This window comes from Saccharibacillus sacchari (assembly GCF_037722395.1).
GTDB lineage: Bacteria > Bacillota > Bacilli > Paenibacillales > Paenibacillaceae > Saccharibacillus > Saccharibacillus sacchari_A.
On sequence record NZ_JBBKAR010000016.1, the window covers coordinates 17,006 to 32,392 of the forward strand.

The 15,387-nt window shown below is 55.3% G+C and carries 12 protein-coding genes and 1 other annotated feature; all 12 genes read right to left on the bottom strand.

What is annotated here, in order from left to right:
• Nucleotides 1-3: 3 nt before the first annotated feature.
• Complete coding sequence (locus WKI47_RS04350) at nt 4-1,377, bottom strand: folylpolyglutamate synthase/dihydrofolate synthase family protein (RefSeq protein WP_340225942.1); 1,374 nt, start codon at nt 1,375-1,377, stop codon at nt 4-6.
• Between the two features lie 12 nt (nt 1,378-1,389).
• Nucleotides 1,390-4,062, bottom strand: coding sequence for a valine--tRNA ligase (locus WKI47_RS04355; RefSeq protein ID WP_340225943.1), 2,673 nt, complete (start codon nt 4,060-4,062; stop codon nt 1,390-1,392).
• Nucleotides 4,063-4,136: 74 nt separating this feature from the next.
• Nucleotides 4,137-4,426, bottom strand: a binding site (T-box leader).
• Nucleotides 4,427-4,506: 80 nt separating this feature from the next.
• Nucleotides 4,507-5,544 (bottom strand): RluA family pseudouridine synthase, encoded by a 1,038-nt coding sequence (locus tag WKI47_RS04360; RefSeq protein WP_340225944.1) that lies wholly within the window; start codon nt 5,542-5,544, stop codon nt 4,507-4,509.
• Nucleotides 5,544-6,845 (bottom strand): glutamate-1-semialdehyde 2,1-aminomutase, encoded by a 1,302-nt coding sequence (gene hemL, locus WKI47_RS04365; RefSeq protein ID WP_340225945.1) that lies wholly within the window; start codon nt 6,843-6,845, stop codon nt 5,544-5,546. Before hemL ends, WKI47_RS04360 begins: the two co-directional genes overlap by 1 nt.
• Before the next feature lie 356 nt (nt 6,846-7,201).
• On the bottom strand, nt 7,202-8,209 hold the full coding sequence (hemB, locus tag WKI47_RS04370) for a porphobilinogen synthase (RefSeq protein ID WP_340225946.1): 1,008 nt from the start codon (nt 8,207-8,209) through the stop codon (nt 7,202-7,204).
• 194 nt (nt 8,210-8,403) lie between these two features.
• Nucleotides 8,404-9,981: a uroporphyrinogen-III C-methyltransferase gene (cobA, locus tag WKI47_RS04375; protein WP_340225947.1), complete on the bottom strand. Its 1,578-nt coding sequence runs from the start codon at nt 9,979-9,981 to the stop codon at nt 8,404-8,406.
• Nucleotides 9,982-9,985: 4 nt separating this feature from the next.
• Entirely contained in the window at nt 9,986-10,918 is a 933-nt protein-coding gene (gene hemC, locus WKI47_RS04380; RefSeq protein ID WP_340225948.1) for a hydroxymethylbilane synthase, read from the bottom strand.
• Nucleotides 10,919-10,923: 5 nt separating this feature from the next.
• Nucleotides 10,924-11,571, bottom strand: a complete 648-nt coding sequence (locus WKI47_RS04385) for a precorrin-2 dehydrogenase/sirohydrochlorin ferrochelatase family protein (protein WP_340225949.1) — start codon at nt 11,569-11,571, stop codon at nt 10,924-10,926.
• 7 nt (nt 11,572-11,578) lie between these two features.
• A complete protein-coding gene (ccsA, locus tag WKI47_RS04390) occupies nt 11,579-12,406 on the bottom strand; it encodes a cytochrome c biogenesis protein CcsA (RefSeq protein WP_340225950.1) in 828 nt (275 codons plus the stop codon).
• A 13-nt stretch (nt 12,407-12,419) separates the two neighbouring features.
• Nucleotides 12,420-13,775, bottom strand: a complete 1,356-nt coding sequence (gene hemA / locus WKI47_RS04395) for a glutamyl-tRNA reductase (protein ID WP_340225951.1) — start codon at nt 13,773-13,775, stop codon at nt 12,420-12,422.
• A gap of 136 nt (nt 13,776-13,911) precedes the next feature.
• On the bottom strand, nt 13,912-14,499 hold the full coding sequence (locus WKI47_RS04400; protein ID WP_340225952.1) for a non-ribosomal peptide synthetase module: 588 nt from the start codon (nt 14,497-14,499) through the stop codon (nt 13,912-13,914).
• A gap of 176 nt (nt 14,500-14,675) precedes the next feature.
• A complete protein-coding gene (gene yihA / locus WKI47_RS04405) occupies nt 14,676-15,359 on the bottom strand; it encodes a ribosome biogenesis GTP-binding protein YihA/YsxC (RefSeq protein ID WP_340225953.1) in 684 nt (227 codons plus the stop codon).
• Nucleotides 15,360-15,387 lie beyond the last annotated feature (28 nt).

Below are 15,387 nucleotides of genomic sequence, written 5' to 3' on the forward strand. Positions count from 1 at the left end.
GTTTCACCAACCTTTCTCAGAATCGGCCTGGTGCAGCAGTTGCGCACGCACGTCGGAAATTAAGTACAGCGTACCGGAAACGACTCCAAGGTCCTCCGGTCCGATTGAAGCTTTAAACCCAGCCAGCGCCGTTTGCCAATCAGGCTGCACGACGATGCGAAGGTTCGGCTTGGCGTATTCCGCCCGCAGTCCCTCCGCAATATCAGCCAGCGCCGAAGCCTCCATTTTTTTACGAAAATCCGGTTCTGTCAAGATCAGTTCATCGACCAACGGCAAAATGGATTTCAAATAATCTTCATGGCTTTTAGTGGACAACATGCCCATCATCAGTACGAGTTTGTTATACGTCCAGCCGTTTTGCAAACTTTGCGCCAATGCGGCAGCCCCTTCGGGATTGTGCGCGCCGTCCATCAGAATACGCGGATTTTTTTGTACAAGCTCCATCCGTCCTGCCCAAAAAGCCTCTTCGAACCCTGCTGTCGTCTGCTCATCCTCCAGTTGGAACGCCATATACTGACGCAGCACCTCAAGCGCCATAAAAGCTCCTGCGGCATTCTCCAATTGGTATTCCCCGCGCAGTGAAAGAGAAAGATCGAATTCCCGGAACGGACCTTTGAAATGCAGACTTTGACCTTCTTCGCCAACTGCTGTTTTTTCATAAAAGAACTGCTCGCCCGCCGTATAGCAAGTGCTGCTGCGAAGCTTCGCCGTATGCTGGATGACCTGCAACGCTTCCGGTTGGCTCACGCTGGTCACGACCGGAACGCCGGGCTTGATGATTCCCGCTTTCTCGGCCGCGATTTTCTCCAACGTATCGCCCAGGATATCCATATGGTCGTGTCCCACATTGGTGATGATCGAAAGGATGGGATTGACGATGTTCGTCACGTCCATCCGTCCGCCGAGTCCGGTTTCCCAAATGACGACGTCCGGGAAGCAAACGTCGGCATAGTATAAAATCGCCAGCGCTGTCGACACTTCGAACATGGTCGGCGAACCGAGTTCCGTTTCTGCCAGCTCTTCGACGACAGGATGCAGCCGGTTCGAAAGCGCAAGCAGCGTCTCGTCCGGAATATCCCGTCCGTTATACTGAAAACGGTTCGTGAATTTCGTGATGTACGGAGACGTAAACGTCCCCACGTCATAGCCGTTATGAATAAGCACGCTGGTCAGAAAAGCACAGGTTGATCCTTTGCCGTTCGTTCCCGCAACGTGAACAAACTTGAGACGGCGATGCGGATGTCCGAAACGATCCATCAGCGCCTCAATGCGTTCCAACCCCGGACGGATACCAAAAGGAATCAGTCCGTTAATCCATTCCACCGCTTCCGCATAAGAAGTCAGGGGCGCCGAAACGCCCCGATCATTGTTGTCCATCGCTGACTCCCCTTACCCTTTCAGCTCGGCAATACGGGCCAACACCTTGTCACGCTTCTCGGAGTAGTCGGCCTGTTTGGCGCGCTCCTCCTCGATCACATGTGCCGGAGCCTTCGACGTGAAACCAGGATTGGACAGCTTTTTGTCTACGCGCTCCACTTCCGAATTCAATGTCTTCACTTCTTTTTCAAGACGGGCGATTTCTTGCGCGATGTCGATCAACCCGGCCAACGGCAGATACAGTTCGACTCCCGTAATCACCGATGTCACGGCTTTGTCCGGGGCTTGCAGATCCAATCCGCTCGCATACTCGGATGTGTTGCAGAAGCGGCGGATATAGCCTTCGTTGGCAGTCAGGATGCTCAACATTTCCGGCGAAGTCGCTTTGACGTTCAGTTCGATCTTTTTGCTCATCGGCACGTTCACTTCGGCGCGGATGTTGCGAACCGAACGGATGATTTCCATCAGCAGTTCCATTTCGCGCGCGGACTCCGCATTTTCCAACGCTTCGTCGTATGTCGGCCAAGCCGCCAATGTGACCGTCTCGCCTTCATGCGGCAAATGCTGCCAAATTTCTTCGGAGATAAACGGCATAAACGGATGGATCATGCGCATGGTGCGGTCGAGCACGTAAGCGAGCACGGATTGCGTTTTGGCTTTTGCCGCTGCGTCTTCTCCATACAACGACAACTTCGCGAACTCGATGTACCAATCGCACAGGTCGTCCCAGATGAAGTTGTACAGCAGACGTCCGGTTTCGCCGAACTCGTACGAGTCGATCAGACGCGTAATATCGCGGGACGTCTCGTTCAAGCGGTGCAGAATCCAGCGGTCCGCCGTCGTCAGGTCGCCCGTGATATCGATCTGGTCGTACGTGAAGCCTTCGAGATTCATCAAAGCAAAGCGCGACGCGTTCCAGATCTTGTTCGCGAAGTTGCGGATCTGCTCGACGCGTTCCCAACGGAAACGCAGATCCTGTCCCGGAGTGATGCCCGTCGACAGCATGAAGCGCATCGCGTCCGCGCCGTATTTCTCGATCACTTCCAGCGGATCGACGCCGTTGCCGAGCGACTTGGACATTTTGCGTCCTTCGCTGTCGCGAACGAGGCCGTGGATCAGTGTATCTTTGAAAGGCATTTTGCCTGTGAATTCGTAACCCTGGAAGATCATGCGCGATACCCAGAACGGAATGATATCGTAGCCGGTTACGAGTACGTCGACCGGATAGTAACGCTTGAAGTCTTCGCTGTTTTCGTCCGGCCAACCCATCGTCGAGAACGGCCACAGCGCGGAGCTGAACCAGGTATCGAGAACGTCGTTGTCTTGAACCAGATCATCGCGGCCCAGCTTTTCGCGGGCTTCTTCTTCGTTTTTGGCAACAACCATCTCGCCCGTTTCCTGGGAGTACCAAGCCGGAATGCGGTGTCCCCACCACAGCTGACGGGAAATGCACCAGTCGCGAACATTTTCCATCCAATGCAGGTAGGTGCGCTCGAAGCGGTCAGGTACGAAGTTTACGCCTGTGCCTTCCTTTTGCGCAGCGACAACCGGCTCGGCCAGCGGCTGCATTTTAACAAACCATTGCGTGGACAGATACGGCTCGACAACGGCGTCGGTACGCTCGCTGTGGCCTACCTGATGCAAGTGGTCTTCGATCTTGATCAGCACGCCTTGTTCTTGCAGGTCGGCCACGATTTTTTTGCGGCAATCCGCACGATCCAGACCTTCGTACGGCCCCGCTTCGCTGTTCATGATGCCGCCTTCGTCCATTACCGTGATCTGTAGGAGATCGTGGCGCAGACCGACTTCGAAGTCGTTCGGATCGTGCGCAGGCGTAATCTTGACCGCGCCGCTGCCGAAGTCTTTTTCTACGTATTCGTCTGCGATAACCGGAATTTCGCGGCCGATGATCGGCAGAAGAAGCGTTTTTCCGATCATGTCGGCATAGCGTTCGTCTTCCGGGTGAACGGCTACGGCGGAGTCGCCCAACATCGTCTCCGGACGTGTCGTGGCTACCGTAATCGAGCCGCTTCCGTCCTTGAGCGGATATTGCAGATGGTACAGATGGCCTTGCGTTTCTTTGTATTCAACTTCGATATCCGACAGCGCCGTACGGGCAGCCGGGTCCCAGTTGATGATACGCTTACCGCGGTAGATCAGCCCTTTGTCATACAACTTAACGAAGACTTCCTTAACCGCGTCGGACAGACCTTCATCCAGGGTAAAACGTTCACGCGAGTAATCGAGCGACAATCCGATCTTGGCCCATTGGGCTTTGATGTTGGCCGCGTACGTTTCTTTCCATTCCCAAGTCTGTTCCAGGAATTTCTCGCGTCCCAGATCGTGGCGGCTCAGTCCCTGCTCGCGCAGCTTCTGTTCCACTTTGGCCTGCGTCGCGATCCCTGCGTGGTCGGAGCCCGGAAGCCAGAGCGCGTCGTAGCCTTGCATACGCTTTGCGCGAACCAGAATATCCTGAAGCGTGAAATCCAGTGCGTGACCGATATGCAGGACGCCTGTTACGTTCGGCGGCGGAATCACGATACTGTAAGGCTTCGCTTCCGGCACGCGGCCAGCTTTGAAGAAGTCGTTCTCCATCCAGTATTTGTACCATTTCTGCTCCGCGGACTTCGGATCGTAAGTCGTTGGCAAAGACGTTTGATTTTCGTTGTTTTGAATATCCGACATCGGACAGCCCTCCCGTTATTTGGGTTTACATTCGTTTGGTGGGTGAAAAAAGGCAATAAAAAAAGCCTTTCGTCGCAAAGGACGAAAGGACTTGCTTTCGCGGTACCACCTTTGTTCCGCAGCGGGCATTTTCCGTAGGAAAATCGCTGTTCTTTCGGACCCGATTGCTTTTCCAAAAGAAAATCGGCATCCTGACTGCGGCACTCGTACGGATAACGGCCGTAAACCGGCTTTCCCTAGCTTAACGTTCAGGAAAACGACTCCCGGGCGACTTCGGTCAACATCTATCCCACGGAATCTTCCAGCCTGTGGATTCCGCTCTCTGAAGGGTCTGCTGCCTACTCTTCCCGTTCACTGTCTGTAATTTTGAAAAATTTCATGAATATCTTTTATCATACCGTGCATAGCTTCGCGCGTCAATGATTCCGTGCTAGAGTTACCCGGTTATCTCAAGCGGTCCAATAACGATTGAAAATCTGTCGGAAGAGGGTCGGCCACCTCGATGTTTTCTCCTGTAAAAGGATGCTCAAATCCAAGGCTTTCCCCATGCAAAGCTTGACGCTGCAACAAGTCGGCGGAACCGCCGTACAGCGTATCGCCGATCAGCGGGTAGCCGGCGTGGGCCATATGCACGCGGATCTGGTGCGTGCGGCCGGTTTCAAGCGTCAAGCGGACCAGGCTGGCCCGGCCTGCGCGAAGCGTCCGAACCAGCTCGACGCGGGTGAGCGCTTCCTGGCCGCCGGGGGATACCCGGCGGCGGCTGTTGTGGTGGCGGTCCCGACCGATCGGCGCGTCGATGACGCGCAGGTTGCGAGGGACTTGGCCTTCGGCCAGCGCGAGATAGACGCGGCCGATGTTTTTGCCGCGCATCTGCGCGTCCAGCGCCAGCCGGGCGAACTCGCCTTTGGCGTAAAGCACGGGCCCGGACGTGTATTCGTCCAGGCGGTGCACATGGTGGACGGCGCAGGCTTCGCCGTTCATTTGGTAATGCGCGGCGACGAGGTTCGCCAGCGTGGGGCGCGCAGCGCCTCCGTCGGGATGAACCGGCATCCCGGCAGGCTTGCGGACGACGAGGCAGAAGTCGTCCTCGTACAAGGCTTCGAGCCCGTCTTCAGTCCAGACGGGCTCGAAGCCGAGCGGTTCGTCCGGGCGAAGCCGCAGCCGCGCGCGGTTGCCCCGGATTTGCACTTCTCCCGCATGCAGCAGGCGGCGGGCAAGCTTGACCGGCACGCCAATCGCTGCGGCGGCCAGTGCTTCCGCGCTCGGCAGGAAAGAAGCAGCTGCGGAAGGCGCTGCATTTGCGTTTTCCGCCGTTGATTTTGTCTCGTCGCTGCCAAGTTTATCGTCGGCGATGCTTTCGTCGGGCGAGCCGAGCACGGGCGAACTCACCGCGCCAATTTCCGGCGTGCCTTTTGGCCCGGCCGCTTTCTTGGGCAAATCCGTTTCGATCCACTCGCCCCGACGTGTCCAGGAACGCGTCATCAGAGCGACAACAGCGCGCTGCGGTGCGCTTCGATGGTGGCATCGATATCGGCGTCGCTATGCACGCCCGACACGAACATCCCTTCGAATTGCGAAGGCGCGACGCTGATTCCGCGATCGATCATCGCCGCGAAATAGCGACGGAACAAGTTCAAATCGCTGGCTTTTGCCGTATCGTAGTCCACGACCGGTCCTTCTGTGAAGAACGGGCAAACCATCGAACCTACGCGGTTGATCGTGACCGGAATGCCAACTTCCTGCGCGTTCTTTTCAAATCCGGCTTGCAATCGCGCACCCGCTTCTTCCAAACGGTCATAAACCGCCGGAGTCAGCAGCTTCAATGTCGTGTAACCCGCAGCCATCGCCAGCGGATTGCCGCTCAACGTACCCGCTTGGTAAATCGGCCCGCTTGGCGCGATCTGCTCCATGATCTCGCGCTTACCGCCGTAAGCGCCGACAGGAAGTCCGCCGCCGATCACCTTGCCGAAGCAGGTTAGATCGGGCGTGACGCCGAAGCGGCTTTGCGCCGAACCGATGTGTACGCGGAACCCCGTCATCACTTCGTCGAAGATTAAGAGGCTTCCGTGACGCTCGGTCACTTCGCGCAGCCCTTCCAGGAATCCCGCTTGCGGAGGCACGACGCCCATATTGCCCGCGATCGGCTCCACGATGATACAAGCGATCTGCTCGCCGAATTTGTCGAAAGCAAGCTTGACCGAATCCAGATCGTTGTAAGGAACGGTAATCGTATTGGACGCTACCGATTCCGGCACGCCGGGGCTGTCAGGCAGTCCCAATGTCGCCACACCCGATCCCGCCTTGATCAGCAAGCTGTCGCTATGCCCGTGGTAAGAACCTTCGAACTTCAGGATTTTGTCGCGTTTGGTTGCGCCGCGCGCCAAACGAATCGCGCTCAGCGTCGCTTCCGTGCCGGAATTGACCATGCGTACGATATCGACGGAAGGCACGCGCTCGACGACCAGTTTCGCCATTTCGGTCTCCAGCAACGTCGGAGCGCCGAAACTCGTGCCTTTGGTCGCCGTTTCTTGCAGGGCGCGAACGACTTCCGGATGGGCATGCCCCATGATCAGCGGTCCCCAGGAGCCGACGTAGTCGATAAAAACGTTGCCGTCAATATCGTACACGAGGGACCCTTCGCCGCGTTCGATATAAACCGGCGTCAAACCGACCGACTTGAAGGCCCGAACCGGGCTGTTCACACCGCCGGGGATATATTGTTTGGCTTCTTCGAAAGCCGCGCTCGACTTGGCGTCGATACGTTTGGTTACGGATTCGCTCATAGGATCACTCCTTCGAAAAATGTGTGCAAAAAGTCAAAAAAATCGGTACGCTACCCTGCTTTTTTGTCCGAATGCCGATGTTTCGTCAACATTTCGAGCAAATTCCCGCCGAAAAAGCGTAAAGATCGCCAAAATGTTGACTTTACGTCAGCATCTTCAAAAAAACGGGATTCAAACGATAAAAATGTGTGCAAAAGATCAACAATCCGAAACCGCTACCCTGACGGAATTGAATCGGAGCTTTGACGCGGCGAATCCTTGCTAGAGGGTGAAGGTTTCGATTCGCACGCAAGACTCATCTGGCACGCGGTCAACGTACGAGCCGCTTGCGATGGGTATGCCGGATCGCAAGCGGCCTAATTGCGGTCTTCGCGAATCCAGCGGGCGGCGTCTTTGGAGTGATACGTAATGATGATATCGGCTCCTGCACGTTTGAGACCTGTCAGCAATTCCATCACGATGCCTTTTTCATTGATCCATCCGTTGCCTGCCGCTGCTTTGACCATCGCGTATTCGCCGCTGACGTTGTAGGCCACAAGCGGGAGATCGAATTCGTTCTTGATCGTACGGATGATGTCCATGTACGCCATCGCCGGTTTGACCATCAGCATGTCCGCGCCTTCCAGCACGTCGCTTTCCGCTTCGCGGATCGCTTCCAGCGCGTTGGCCGGGTCCATCTGGTACGTTTTGCGATCACCGAATTGCGGCGCCGAATCGGCAGCTTCGCGGAACGGCCCGTAGAACGCCGAAGCGTATTTAACGGAATACGCCATGATCGGGATTTGATCGTAACCCGCAGCGTCCAGCCCTTCGCGGATCGCTTGCACGTAACCGTCCATCATGTTCGAAGGCGCAATGATATCGGCTCCTGCTTCGGCTTGCGAAACGGCGGTCTGCACGAGCAGTTCCAGCGATTCGTCGTTCAACACGTCGCCGTGGATATGACCGTCGCGTTCAAAGGTATGCACCATGCCGCAGTGGCCGTGATCGGTGAACTCGCATAGGCAAGTATCCGCGACAACAAGCAAATCCGGATACCATTCCTTGATTTGGCGAGTTGCTTGCTGCACGATCCCGTCCTGTGCGTAAGCGCCTGTACCGACGCTGTCTTTCGTTTCCGGAATGCCGAACAGGATTACCGCTTTGATGCCCAGTTCGACGATCTCGTCCACTTCCGCTTTCATCGTATCGAGAGAAAAGTTGTACACGCCCGGCATCGAGCTGATTTCGGTCTTCACGCCTTCGCCGTAAGTGACGAAGATCGGCATGATAAAGTCGTCTGCGCTGATCGCGGTTTCGCGTACCATGCTGCGAAGCGCCGCGCTGCGACGCAAACGACGATGTCTAACGGTTGGAAATGACATGATAACAGGACTCCTTTTATATAAAAAATGAATGTAGAGGTTCGCCCGAACAGCAGTCCGGCCGGGTCCTTCGGGTTTCAAGCGAAGGCGGCCGGCCGTTTCGTACATTCGGGGTCGATGATGTTCGATACGCGTAACTCTTGCAGGAAGGTGAACGGTTTCTTCTCGTTTGATACAAAAAGCCGCTCTTAACGTTACATACCCGTTTCTTTTCCGTCTGCCGAGGCTTTCCATGCACACAGTGCTTCCAACAGACCTTCGATCGTCGCTTCTTTAGCCAGCAGATCCACGCGCAGACCGAGTTCTTCGGCCGTTTTGGCCGTTTGCGGACCGATGCAGGCCAGCGTCGACGCATTCAGCAGCTCTACGGCATTTTCCTGCCCCATACGTTTCAGCACGGCTACCAAATTGCGAACCGTCGACGAGCTGGTAAACGTAATCGCATGAACTTTGCCGTCTTGCAGCAGATCCAGCAATTCCTCATCGTCTTCGCCGGTCAATACAGTCTCGTACGTATCAAGCTCGGTCACTTCAAGGCCGCGTTCGCTCAGCGCCTGCGGCAACCAGGAACGCGCCAGATCTCCGCGAGGCAGCAGAACGCGTTGACCGGCAAGCAGCTTCTCTCCGTAGGCCTCGACCATGCCCTCTGCATCAAACGTCTCCGGCGGCGCTTCGCTACGAATACCGCGTATGCGCAGCGCTTCGATGGTCGCCGGACCCACTGCCGCGATACGCGCACGGTATAACGCGCGAATATCCAGCCCCTGCTCGTCCAGATGGCGGAAGAAGTATTCGACGCCGTTGACGCTGGTAAAAAATACCCAGTCATAGCGCTCGATCTCCGCAAAAGCTTCCCGGATCGGCTGGAGCTTCTCTTCGCCTTCCGGCATAACGGTCTCGATGACCGGGAACTCGTACGGCTCGCCGCCAAGCTCCTCGATCCGGTCGACCAGCTCGCTTGCCTGACTGCGCGAACGCGTCACGAGAATCCTTCGTCCGAACAACGGCATCTGCTCCGCCCAATGCAGGCGTTCGCGCTGGCTGACGACATCGCCAACCACGATAACGGCCGGCGGCTTAAAGTCGTGCGCCGCTACCTTCTCCGCGATATTTTCCAGCGTGCCGATCAGCGTCTCCTGTTCTGCTCTTGTGCCCCACCGAACCAAGGCTACAGGAGTCGATGCCGGGCGGCCATGCTTAAGCAACTGAGCGGTAATATGCCCGATCTGTGCCACGCCCATCATGAACACGAGCGTGCCGGTCGCGTTCGTGACTTTGTCCCATTTGATCATCTTGTCCAGCTTTTCCGGGTTCTCGTGTCCCGTCACTACGGAAAAAGACGATGCCAGATTGCGATGCGTAACCGGAATGCCCGCATAAGCCGGAACCGCGATCGAAGACGTGATGCCTGGCACGATCTCGTAGCCGATCCCGTGTTGGCGCAGTTCTTCGGCTTCCTCGCCCACACGGCCAAACACGGTCGGATCGCCTCCTTTGAGACGAACGACGACATGTCCTTCCAGAGCCAATTCGACCAGCAGTTTATTGATATCCTCCTGCTTCATCGTATGGCGCTCGGTGCGTTTGCCTACATAGATTTTACGCGCGCCCGGCTTCATTTGACGCAGCAGTCTCGGACTCGCCAAACGGTCATAAACGACCACATCGGCTTTTTTGATGCACTCCAGCCCTTTGATCGTAATCAGCTTGGCATCGCCCGGACCCGCTCCGACCAGATACACTTTCCCTACACGTTTGGGTTCGTTTGCCATAGGTTCAACCCCTTGCCTGTTCGAGAATCTCGTCTGCACCTCTGTCTGCCAGCAAGCGAGCGACTTCATGCCCCAATGCTTGTGGATCGGTACCGGTTGCGGATTCTTTGAGCAGCAGACTTCCGTCCGGCTTGCCGACCAGTCCGGTTAGATGAACGGTTGCGCCGTCTTCGTCCAATACCGCATAAGCACCGATCGGCACCTGGCAGCCTCCGTTAAGCGCAGAAAGCAACGAACGCTCCGCCGCCACGGTACGGGCGGTATCGCCATCTTGATAATGACCCAGCAGCTCCAGCAGCTCGGCGTCATTTTCGCGACATTCAATGCCCAATGCCCCTTGTCCGACCGCTGGCAAACAAATCTCGACCGGCAGATACGAAGTGATGCGATCTTCCCAGCCCATACGCTTGAGTCCCGCGGCCGCCAGCAGGATCGCATCGAACCCTTCCGTCTCCAGTTTGCGCAGACGCGAATCGATATTGCCGCGAATCCATTCCAGCTTCAGGTCAGGGCGATACGCGAGCAATTGACTGGAACGCCGCAGACTGCTGGTTCCGACCTTCGCTCCGTGCGGCAGACCGTCCAGATCGACGCCTTCCCGGGAGATCAGGCAATCGCGAGGGTCTTGACGCAGCGGCACAGCCCCGTTAACCAGCCCTTCCGGCAGTAACGCGGGCATGTCTTTCATACTATGTACCGCCATATCGATCTCGCCGTTCAGTAGCGCTTGCTCGATTTCCTTAACGAAAAGACCTTTTCCGCCAACCTTCGATAGGGTCACATCCAGAATCTGATCCCCTTTGGTCACGATTTTCTTCACTTCGAAACAAACCTCAAGGCGCAGCTCGGCCGCCAGCTTTTCCAGCGCCCCGATCACCTGGTTCGTCTGCGTTAAAGCCAGCGCGCTTTGTCTTGTCCCTACTACGATTGTACGCATTCCCTTTATTCCTCCCGCTCTGTCTCGATCCATTCGGCCATTTGCGACTCGCTCCACGGCACGAATGTGTCTTGTCTGATATGGTCCAGTATATCTGTTTCCGCCAACTTTCGCATCAGACGGTGCCGAACCTCCGGCTCGCTTACACTCGCCCTGATCGTCTGCCGCATCATATAAAGAAACTCGGCGTACGTTTCGTATTCGTTGCCGAAACGTTCGTCGAGTTCCCGAATCAGCGCAGACGCCGCGGATGGCCCGGCTCCTGACGTCGAAGCGGCTACGATTAGCCTGCCCCGTCTCAATACGGCCGGATGAATAAAATTGCCCGACCGGGCGCGGCTGGAGACGTTGACGAGCGCTCCGCCGCGACGTGCCGCTTCGGCAATCCGCTCGTTCAATTGTTCGTCGCCGCTGGCCGCATATACGATCCTATAGTTTTCCACGTCGTCCGTTTGGGCTTCGCGGGCGATCCAGTTGAGCGCCGCGTCTTGCTTCAATGCCCGGACCTCCTCGCCGATCTCCGGGCTGATTACCGTCAATTCCGCTCCTGCCGCAAGCAATTGGGAGGCTTTGCGCCCTGCGATCTTCCCGCCGCCGACTAGCAGAACCCGCATCCCGCTTAGATCCATCATGATCGGCATATACTCGGTCATTACCCGCTCAGCCCCCGTTCCATTTATGATACTCGGAAAACGCGTTGCTCAACAGGTTGACGATCACGAGCGCGTAACCGACCAATGTCCACTTGGCGATCGAAAAGCCGGAATACTTGTGCGTGCGTTTCAACACGAAATACAACCCGTACACGGCAAGCGCCGCGAATGTCGTAATGCCTTTGATATCGAGCAGCATCTCCCATCGTTTTTGCGCCACAATCATGATAAAAGCGACCAATAGCGATACGATAAGCAGCGGCGTTCCTGTCAGTACGGCGAGATGCGCCCAGCGCTCTGTCTGTTCAAGACTCGGCAGCCGCCGGATCGTATCGTTCCATTTTTTCTTTTTTAACATCGCATACAAAAAAAGGTACAAGATGCCGAATACCGCCGCGATCGTCAGAGCCACAAGGCTCAAATTCGCTAGCGCCACATGAAGAATCAACAACAACTGCTGGGTATACCCGATATGCTCCGCGTGTTCGCCGACCGAAAACCAAAACTCGTTAAGCACGCTGGCTGTAAACCCGACGATGCCGAGTAGCAGCACAACGAATTCGGCTTTTTGAGTCAAGGCCAGGCCGAAACCGGCTAAGGTGAGTACGAAGATGAACAAGAACAGAAAATCGTAGACCGAAAACATCGGCACTCGGTTTTCCAATACGATCCGTACGCCGATGACCGAAAATTGCAGTAATCCCGTGACGCCAAGAAGCCCCGTGCCGATCCGCCGGGATCTCACGCTGCGGCTTACGCAATCGGAGAAATAGAACAGAAGGCTCAGGGCATAAATGTAAATCATCAACTCGATCAAACTCGCAAGCAGCAGCATGCCGTTCACCTACCTAGAGGACTGCCGGACGCAGAGCAAAAACCGGAGTGTCCAAAGTCTTTTTTTCCGACTCTCGGGTCACGGCTTCTTCCGCCTGTTCCAGTCTCGATTCAAGTGCAAAAATTTGGGTGAACATATCGACAGCTTCAGCACCGTTCTTATCCGCCGCCATCTCTTTGACCCGATTGATCGGATCGTGCATCATCTGGTTGGCGACGCTTTTCATCAATCGGCCGATGACCTTGCGTTGGCGCTCATCCAGCTCCGGAAGCTTGTTGAACAGACTTTCCAGCGTTTCCTGGTGAATATCCGTTGCCTTCTCCTGAAGGGCGCGGATAACCGGACGAACGCCAAGCGTCTTCAACCAGCCATAGAAGTTGTCGGATTCCTGCCGGATCATGCGCTCGATCTTGAGTGCTTCGGCGCGGCGGAGTTCCATATTACTCTCCACGATGCCTTCAAGATCGTCAATATCGTACAAAAAGACGCCCGGAAGTTCGGCAATCGTCGGATCAATATTGCGCGGAACCGCGATATCGATCATAAAGAGCGGGCGCGAACGGCGCGCCGCTGCCAAAGTCTTCACCTGCTCGCGCGTGAGCACATAATCGGAAGAACCGGTGGAACTGATCACAATATCCACTTCGCCAAGCATCGCTACGCCTTCTTCAAGCGTGCAAGGCAACCCGTTGAACCGGCCAGCCAACTCTCGGGCCTTTTCCAATGTACGGTTCGCTACGATAACCTGCGCCGCTCCGCTGGCATACAGATGCTTCACGGTCAGCTCGCTCATTTTGCCCGCGCCGAGGATCAGCACCTTCTTGTCGGTAAACATACCAAAAATGCGCTTGCCCAGCTCGATCGCCGCGTAGCTTACGGACACGGCGTTCTCGCCGATCGAAGTCTCCGAATGCGCGCGCTTGCCGAGCGTTACGGCCTGCTTGAATAACATATTAAACCAGGTTCCAGTCGCCTTCTCCGCTTGCGCGGTCAGGAACGATTGCTTCACCTGGCCAAGAATCTGAGTCTCGCCGAGTACCATCGAATCCAGTCCGCAAACGACTTTCATCAAATGCTCGACTGCGCGCTCGTCTTCGTAAATATAAAGATGTTGCGTAAATTCGGCTTTCGGAATACCGAACCATTGCTCCATAAAATTGCGGATATAAAAAGCGCACATGTGCAGCCGGTCCACCACGACGTACAATTCGGTCCGGTTGCAGGTGCCCACAATTACGCCTTCAAGGACGCTTTTCGTTTCTTTCAGCCGATCGAGCGCCTCCGAAAGGTCCTCTTGCGCAATGGCAAACCGTTCTCTGATGTCGACTGGAGCCGTTCGGTAATTCAATCCGACTACCATGATGTGCATAACTAGTTCACCGCCTGATCTGGGATTGCTGCCACATAAACATTCCTACAAACTATATAAAGTATATCACAACGCCTTCCTGCATTTTGGCAAATTAAATGAAATGTTTATGAATATTCGATGTTTGTTAACAATCCTACGCTTCCAAGCTGAACAAACGGAAAGCCTCTTCGCACAGCAGCGCGTCAATTTGCTTGATTTCCTCGGCGCTTCGGGTGGCAAGACGCCAGTCCAGCAACCGGTCTACCTGCACGCGGATACAGGCAATCTCATATTCAATATCGGTTGAAGCAAAGCGATATTCGAGTTCCGGAATCTGATCACGGTGCTCGAACACCAGGCGGCTCGCTCCCGGCGTAAGTTCGATAATCCGACGCACCGAGCCTTCCGCATAAAAGTCCAGCATGACAAATCCCGGATAAATTCTGCGCACCATCCCATCCCCTTTGAACGCAACAAACAATTGGCGAATAAGATGCGTCAAGCGCGGATTGACGAGACGAAAAGACAGCTCGCAAACGAACAGATTGCGCCGGCGGTCAAAAGGAAGCCTGACTTCCTCGCCACTTTCATCTTCAAGCACGATCTCCCGGCTTCCGCCGTCAAGCACCCGCACGTGGCAATGAATGCGCGGATCTTGAATATGCTGCATGAACCTCGACATCTGGCTTTCCGGCAGCAGTAAACGGGCCTTTACGAATTCCGTAGCTAATCGCTGCGCCATAGCGTATCCCCTCGATTCTTCAGGATGGGGTGGATCGGATTGTTTACTTGTATTATACCCGCTTTACATAGAAAGACGGCCCCGTCTCCGGAGCCGCCTTCGCTTTGAATTCGCGCTTATACGACTGTGGGCAGTCATATTGTAAGCGTTTTATAACTTATTCTTCTTATTGCTCTTTATTCTGCCGTTTCTTCTTCGATTGCATCTTCTTGGGCATATGCAGTCGCTTCAGACTCGGCTTCCGCTTCGGCCGCGCGCTGATCCAGCGTCTTCAATTCGCCCAGATGGTCTTCGATGATTTTCCACAGCTCTTCCTTGCCCATGTCGGTCTCGGACGAGAACATGACAAACGGATCGCCGGGACGCATACCCAGGTCCTGCTTGATCACTTTCGCATGTTTTTGCCAACGGGTTTTCGGAACTTTGTCCGCCTTGGTTGTCACGACACAGATCGGACGATCATAGTGAGTCAGCCATTCATACATCATAACATCGTCCTTGCTCGGCGGATGGCGAAGATCGACGACCATCAGCACAAGCTTCAAGGGCTCGCGTTCCAGCATGTAGCGCTCGATCATCTGTCCCCAGACTTCGCGCTGCTGTTTCGATACTTTTGCGAAGCCATAGCCCGGGAAATCGACGAAGAAAAAGGACTGATTGATCAGGTAATAGTTCATATGCTGCGTTTTGCCCGGAACCGAACTCGTTCGAGCCAGGTTTTTACGACGCAAAAGACGGTTAATCAACGAAGATTTACCGACATTGGAACGTCCGGCCAACGCGATTTCCTGCAAACCGTCTACCGGATATTGCGCGGGTCCAACAGCACTGATCTTAAATTCGGAGCTTGTTACATTCATGTTTGAAAATTCCTCTCTTGGACGTGGA

Bases quoted from the DNA above. Each gene is read 5' to 3' on its own strand.
- WKI47_RS04350 (WP_340225942.1), bottom strand. From the start codon at position 1,377: ATGGACAACAATGATCGGGGCGTTTCGGCGCCCCTGACTTCTTATGCG.
- WKI47_RS04355 (WP_340225943.1), bottom strand. From the start codon at position 4,062: ATGTCGGATATTCAAAACAACGAAAATCAAACGTCTTTGCCAACGACT.
- WKI47_RS04360 (WP_340225944.1), bottom strand. From the start codon at position 5,544: ATGACGCGTTCCTGGACACGTCGGGGCGAGTGGATCGAAACGGATTTG.
- hemL (WP_340225945.1), bottom strand. From the start codon at position 6,845: ATGAGCGAATCCGTAACCAAACGTATCGACGCCAAGTCGAGCGCGGCT.
- hemB (WP_340225946.1), bottom strand. From the start codon at position 8,209: ATGTCATTTCCAACCGTTAGACATCGTCGTTTGCGTCGCAGCGCGGCG.
- cobA (WP_340225947.1), bottom strand. From the start codon at position 9,981: ATGGCAAACGAACCCAAACGTGTAGGGAAAGTGTATCTGGTCGGAGCG.
- hemC (WP_340225948.1), bottom strand. From the start codon at position 10,918: ATGCGTACAATCGTAGTAGGGACAAGACAAAGCGCGCTGGCTTTAACG.
- WKI47_RS04385 (WP_340225949.1), bottom strand. From the start codon at position 11,571: ATGACCGAGTATATGCCGATCATGATGGATCTAAGCGGGATGCGGGTT.
- ccsA (WP_340225950.1), bottom strand. From the start codon at position 12,406: ATGCTGCTGCTTGCGAGTTTGATCGAGTTGATGATTTACATTTATGCC.
- hemA (WP_340225951.1), bottom strand. From the start codon at position 13,775: ATGCACATCATGGTAGTCGGATTGAATTACCGAACGGCTCCAGTCGAC.
- WKI47_RS04400 (WP_340225952.1), bottom strand. From the start codon at position 14,499: ATGGCGCAGCGATTAGCTACGGAATTCGTAAAGGCCCGTTTACTGCTG.
- yihA (WP_340225953.1), bottom strand. From the start codon at position 15,359: ATGAATGTAACAAGCTCCGAATTTAAGATCAGTGCTGTTGGACCCGCG.